Genomic DNA, 6,261 nt, shown 5'->3' on the forward strand with positions numbered 1-6,261 from the left:
AGATGTGTATAAGAGACAGCCCTTCTGAGGGGACGGGTCAGACGAACCTGCGGCTGACCTTCTCGGGGAGCAGGGAGAGCAGCGGGCCGATCGCGATCCACGGCGTGGTCGGCACGAGCGCGCGGGTCGGTTCGGAATCGATCGCCTTGACCAGAGCGTCGACACCCTGGTCGAACTCGGTCATGAGTGGGGTCTTGACCGAACGGTTGATGTCGGTGCGGATGTACCCGGGCAGGATGTCGGTCACCACGATCCGGCTCCCCGCGCTGTCCAGCTCCGCGTGGAGGCCCTGCGCGAGCGAGGAGACGAACGCCTTGGTGGCGCCGTAGGTGTTCTGCGCCTTGGGCATGCCGCGCAGCGAGCTCACCGAGGAGATGAACACCAGGTGGCCCTCACCTCGAGCGAGCATCAGCTCCATCGCCGCCTCGGCCTGGTTGAGCGTGCCGATCACGTTGACCATCGCCGTCTCCCTGTTGGCGTGGGCCTTTCCCGTGCCGATCGACGCGCCCTTGCCCAGGCCGGCGTTCAGCACGAACCGATCGATCCCCCCGAGCTCGGCGTCGAGTTCCCGGAAGACCGTCTCCACGGCATCGCCGTCGGCCACGTCGAGTTGGCGGACGGCCACGGTGATCGTGGGGTGAGCCGCCAGGAGTTCGGCGCGGAGCTCCTCGAGCCGGTCCAGGCGACGGGCGCAGAGCGCGAGGTTCCTGCCCTTCGCCGCCCAGCGGCGAGCCATGCCCTCGCCGAGACCCGAACTCGCTCCGGTGATGAGAATGGTCTTGCGCTCGGTCACGTGTTCTCCTCCGATGATGGTCGGGCCAGTGTGGCACGACGCGGCTGACAGGACGGGCAACGGTAGGCGATTCGGTCCAGCGAATCGCTGGGTTCGTCCGGGTCCGCCAGGCCCCCCAGACGGAAGGTCTCCACCCGGGCCCCGCACCGACGACACGGCATGCCGTCGCGCCCGTACACCCACAGTCTGCGACCACGACGGGTGTCGCCCGTGGTCACCCTGACGGCGCGGTCGGCGTTGGCCACGAGCAGCCGCCGCGCGAGGACCACCACCGCACGCAGGTCCGCGACCGTCTCGACCGGGTCGCGCGGATCGAGGCCGCGCAGGAAGCACAGCTCCGCGCGGTAGACCGTGCCGATCCCGGCGAGGTTGCGCTGGTCCAGCAGCGCCTCCCCGATCGTCCGGACGGGGCGCCGCGAGATCCGCCGCAGCACCTCCGCGACGCTGGCCTCGGGATCCCAGTCCGCGCCCAGCAGGTCGGGGCCGAGGTGCTCGACGGCGCGCTCGGCCTCGGCCGGGTCCAGCGCGCGCAACAACCCCAACTCGGTGCCCACCACCTCGGTGCCGTCCGCGGCCAGGACCAGCCGCGCGGTGTGACCGGGGAACCGCCACCGCTGCCCGGCGGGATGGACGTGGATCCGGCCCTCCATCTTGAGGTGGATGTGGAGGGTGACGGGGTCGCGACCCAGGGCGTCGGGGCCGACGACGACGAAGAGGTGCTTTCCCCTCGACCTGGCCGTCTCCACCGTCCTGCCGCGCAGGTCCACCGCCGCGAACCGCGGGACGCGGAGTTCGGCCCGCTCCAGGGTCCGGCCGGCCAGCGCCTCCCGGACCCGCTTGGCCGCCCGGTGGACGGAATCGCCTTCCGGCATCTCGGACCCCCGTTCGTCTGCAGGACCGGCGCGGGCCCTAGGTGAGTGTGCGGACCATGGTGCCCTCGTCGGCGCCCGGGACGTCGACGAACCCGAGCCGCTCGTACAACCGCCGTGCCGGATTCCCCGTCTCGACGCTGAGCGAAATCCGCGTCACCCCCCGATCGGCCGCACGATCGCAGGCATGCCGGACCAGCCGCTCCCCCAACCCGGCGCCGCGATGGCCCGGCCACACACAGACACAGAGCTCCGGCACCTCGTCGGCCACGTAGCCGTACCCCGGGTCGGCGGCGTCGAGGAACAGGTACCACACCAGCCCCACGACCGAGCCTCGATCGCCCGCCACCCACGCCTCGTCGCCCCGAGCGCGGTCGAGGACCGTGTACCGCGCGAGGTCGGCCTCACGAACGACGTCCGCCGCGGTGACGAGCTGTCGGCCGGACCAGTTGACGTTCATCACGGTGGCCTCGACCAGAAGCGGGGCCTCGGCGTCGGGGAGCGGCCGGAGAGGCATTCCCGGCGCGCCCTCCGGACCACCGCCCCGGCTCACCATCCCAGCTCCCGACACCCGACCGCACCGGAGGTCTCGATCTGCACCGTCACGTGCTCGATCCCGTGCCCCTCGAGCAGGACGCGCGCCTCGTCGAGCACCTCGGCGTGGCCGGCGTCGGCGTGCACCACCAGATGGACGGTGCCCACGTCCATGCCGGAGGTCAGAGTCCACAGGTGCAGGTCGTGCACCTCCTCGACTCCCCGGACGGCGGCGAGTCCGGTCTCCACCGCCGCCGGATCGACCCCGGCGGGCGCGTGTTGCGCCAACACCGACACGACCTGCCGGCCGAGCATCACCGCTCGCACCACGATGAACACCGCGATCGCCACGGCCACCGCGAGGTCCCACACCGTGGAGCCGGTGGCCCGCATGAGCAGCGCGGCGGCGATCACCCCGACCGATCCGGCGGCGTCGGCCACCACCTCGAGATAGGCGCCGCGCACCGCGAGGCTCTCGGACGACCCGCCACGAAGCAGGACCAGCGAGATGACGTTGACGACAAGACCCAGGGCTCCGACCAGCAGCATGGTCCCGGTCGCGACGGGGGCGGGCGACCCCGCCCTGCGGATCGCCTCCGCCAGGACGTAGACGCCCATCCCGAGCATGATGAGGACCGCCAGCCCGGAGGCGAAGATCTCGATGCGGTAGTGGCCGAAGGTGCGGCGGCCGGTGGTATCCGGGCGCGCGGCGATCACCGTCGCCAGCAGCGCGGCGCCGAGTGCCACCACGTCGGCCGCCATGTGCCCGGCGTCGGAGAGTAGCGCCAGGGAGCCGGAGACGAGGCCGGCGACCAGCTCGACCAGGAAGAACGCCGCCGTCAACGCGAACGCGGCCCCGAGTGCCTCCCGGAAACGCGCCCCGGCATGACCCGTCGGACGGTCGCCCGCGGAGCCGGGCCCGTGTGAATGTCCGGCACCCATTCGAGCCCCCTCGCGTCACATGCATCAATGCGCATATTCTAACCCGTCTCGCGGCGGGCCTCAATGCGGAGGTGGTGCGGCTGGGGTCACCGCCTGATGCGCAGCCCCTTGGGCGTGATCCCGAAGCCCGCGGACTCGAAGGCCGCCGCGACGGGCGAGGTGTGCACCGGCTCGCCGTTGACGGTCGTCACGGTGAGCGGGCCGACGGCGCCCGACCGCACGGCCCCGACGAGTGCGGACGCCGCGAGGGGCACGGCCTCGGGACGCTCGTCGAGCACCAGGACGGTTCTGCCGCCACGTTCGACGAACAGCGCGCACAGCCCGTCGACCAGCACCACCAGCGCACCCGCCTTCCTGCCGGGCCGGTGCCCGGACCCGCCGTCGGCGCCCGGGGGCCACGGAAGCGCCGCCCCGTACGGGTTGGCCGGGTCGGTTGCGGCGAGGACCCGAACGACCGGGTCCTCGGCACCGGAGGGCCAGCGGGCGTCGTCGGCGGTGTCGTCGAAGCCGCGAAGCCTGTCGACCGTGTTGCCGGCCGCGAACTGGGCGGCGCCGAGTCCGTCGACGAAGTAGCCGCGGCGGCAGCGGCCCGAGTCCTCCATCTGTGCCAGCACCTTGTAGACCGCGGCGAACCCTCCCGGGATCTCCTCGGCCTCGACCGCCCCCCGGGTCACCACGCCGTGCCGGAGCAGGAGCGTCTCGGCCCAGGCGTGCGCGCGCACCGTCGCGTCGGTGACCGGCTCCGGCACCAGCGACCAGCGACCGGCCACCACCGGCGGGGTGCGGGTGCCGGCGGCCATCGCACCCCCCAGCTGCGCCATGGTGGTCCGCCCCAGCCGAGCCCGGCGGGGCCTGGCGGACGAGCGCGGCGAGCGGTGCGCGGTGCCCGAGCCGGAGGACCCACCGCCGGCCAGCACGGCGCGCAGCGGGGCGAGCGTGTCGTTGGTGACGGCGCCGTCCCACACCAGGTCCCAGAGCGCGTCGCGGACGGCCGCCTCGGTCACGGGGGTCCCGGTGGCGGGGGTCTCGGTGGCGGGGCCCTCGGTACCGGCGCTGCCCGCCGTCGCGACCGCCGCCGCCTCCTTGACTCTGGTGACCACGTCGCGGAAGAACAGGGCGCCGCCGCGGAGGGAGTCGACGACGGCGAGGTGGACCGCCCCGTCCGGCTGCGGTCGATCGAGCGGCAGCGTCGCCCCGGCCGTGTCCGCCGGATGCAGGGAGACCCAGCCGTCGCGGGATCCCGCCCGGCCCCGCCCGCTCCAGATCACCTCGCCCCCCGCGAGGAGCTCGTCGAGCATCGCCGGGGAGTAGTCGCAGACCCGGGGCGCGAGGACCAGCGGCTCGAGGGCGGAGGCGGGCAGCGCGAGCCCGTCGAGTTGCTCGATCACCGCCAGGACGCCGTCGACGCCGGACTCCGTGCCGGGGCCGACGCCGGGTCCGACGCCGGGGCCGACGCCGGGGCCGGACGCCGCCCCCAGTCCCTGCCAGCCGGGCAGGAACCGGGCCAGCGCCGAGTGCGACACCGGCTCGATCTGGCTGCGCAACGCCGCGAGGCAGCGGCGGCGGATGTGCCGCAGCACCTCGGCGTCGCACCACTCCGAACCCGTGACGCCGGGACGGAACTCCCCCGCCAGCAGCGTCCCCGACGAGGTCAGCCGGTCGAGCACCCCGCGGGCCACCGCGACGCCCAACCCGAATCGACCCGCGACGGCGTCCACGGTGAACGGGCCGTGGGTCCGCGCGTACCGGCGGATCAGCTCGCCGAGCGGGTCCGCCACGTCGCCGAGGAACGCCGAGGGCACCCCGGCCGGCGGGGGCACGCCCAGTCCGTCTCGGAGCCTGTTCACGTCCTCGACCCCGGCCCACCAGGTCCGACCCGCGTGCTCGACGGACACGATGCGCAGCGCCCGGGACAGCGAGGCCAGCCACCCCGGCACCGCCTCCGGATCGGTCGACCGCTCGGCGACCTCCCCGGCCGTGAGCGGGCCGAGCAGACGCAGGAGGTCCGCCACGGCCTCGGCGTCGCGGGCCGCGCGCTCGGGCTCGAGGTGCTGGAGCCGACGCTCGATCGAATCCAGCACCTCGGCGTCGAGCAGTTCCCGCAGCTCCACGCGACCCAGGAGCTGACCCAGGAGGGTCGGGTCTATCGCGAGCGCCGCCGCCCGCTTCTCTGCCAGCGGGGAGTCGCCCTCGTAGAGGAACGCGCCGACGTAGTCGAAGAGCAGCGACTGGGCGAACGGCGAGGCGCTCGGGGTGTCCACCTCGACGATCCGCACGGTCCGCGACTCGATCTCCCCCAGCAGCCGTTCGAGCGCCGGCACGTCGTAGACGTCCTGCAGGCACTCGCGGACGGCCTCGAGGATCATGGGGAAATCGGGGTAGCGGCGCGCCACGTCCAGCAGCTGCGCTGACTTCTGCCGTTGCTGCCACAACGGGGCCCGCCGGCCGGGGTCGAGGCGCGGGAAGAGCAGGGCCCGCGCCGAGCACTCCCGGAACCGCGAGGCGAACAGCGCCGACCCGCCCACGTGCCGGGTCACCAGGTCCACGGCCTCCTCGGCGCTGATCGCGAAGAGCTCGGCCCCCGGGCGGGCGCCCACCTCGCCGTCGTCGATCGTGTCCGGCACCCGCAGGATGATCCCGTCGTCGGACACCACCGGCACGGCGTCGAACCCGTGCGCGGCGGCGAGCCGCGCGCGGACCGCCTCGGCCCAGGGCCAGTGGACGCGGGCGCCGAACGGCGAGTGCAGGACGATCCGCCAGTCGCCCACCTCGTCGCGGAACCGCTCCACGACGAGCGTGGTGTCGCTGGGGACGTGGCCGGTGGCCTCCCGCTGCTCGGCCAGGTAGCGCCGCAGGTTGGTCGAGGCGTTGAGGTCCAGCCCGGCGGCGTCGAGGCGGGAGACCACCTCGTCGTGGGACCCGCCGCCCACCTCGCGGAGGAACCCGCCGAGGGCGCGCCCCAGCTCGGCGGGCCGGCCCTGGTCGTCGCCGAGCCAGAACGGCAGCCGTCCCGTCCCGCCGGGGGCGGGGGTGACCAGGACCCTGTCGTGCGTGATCTCCTCCACGCGCCAGCTCGACGCCCCGAGCGCGAACACGTCACCGACCCGCGACTCGTAGACCATC

The 6,261-nt window shown here is 73.8% G+C and carries 5 protein-coding genes; all 5 read right to left on the bottom strand.

The window, feature by feature from the left end; translation table 11 throughout:
- Positions 1–37: 37 nt before the first annotated feature.
- Positions 38–793 (bottom strand): SDR family oxidoreductase, encoded by a 756-nt coding sequence (locus tag B4M60_RS11095; protein ID WP_291083679.1) that lies wholly within the window; start codon positions 791–793, stop codon positions 38–40.
- On the bottom strand, positions 790–1,665 hold the full coding sequence (locus tag B4M60_RS11100) for a DNA-formamidopyrimidine glycosylase family protein (RefSeq protein ID WP_291083682.1): 876 nt from the start codon (positions 1,663–1,665) through the stop codon (positions 790–792). The genes B4M60_RS11095 and B4M60_RS11100 overlap by 4 nt, the downstream gene beginning before the upstream one ends.
- A gap of 37 nt (positions 1,666–1,702) precedes the next feature.
- On the bottom strand, positions 1,703–2,179 hold the full coding sequence (locus B4M60_RS11105; protein WP_291083685.1) for a GNAT family N-acetyltransferase: 477 nt from the start codon (positions 2,177–2,179) through the stop codon (positions 1,703–1,705).
- A 32-nt stretch (positions 2,180–2,211) separates the two neighbouring features.
- The gene (locus B4M60_RS11110) at positions 2,212–3,138 is read right to left on the bottom strand and encodes a cation diffusion facilitator family transporter (RefSeq protein WP_291083688.1); all 927 of its coding nucleotides are present in this window, start codon (positions 3,136–3,138) and stop codon (positions 2,212–2,214) included.
- 86 nt (positions 3,139–3,224) lie between these two features.
- Positions 3,225–6,261, bottom strand: a 3,037-nt coding sequence (locus B4M60_RS11115) for a DNA glycosylase AlkZ-like family protein (protein WP_291083692.1), incomplete at its 5' end; no start/stop codon positions are given.

Source organism: Dietzia sp. UBA5065, assembly GCA_002415925.1.
Taxonomy (GTDB): Bacteria; Actinomycetota; Actinomycetes; order Mycobacteriales; family Mycobacteriaceae; genus Dietzia.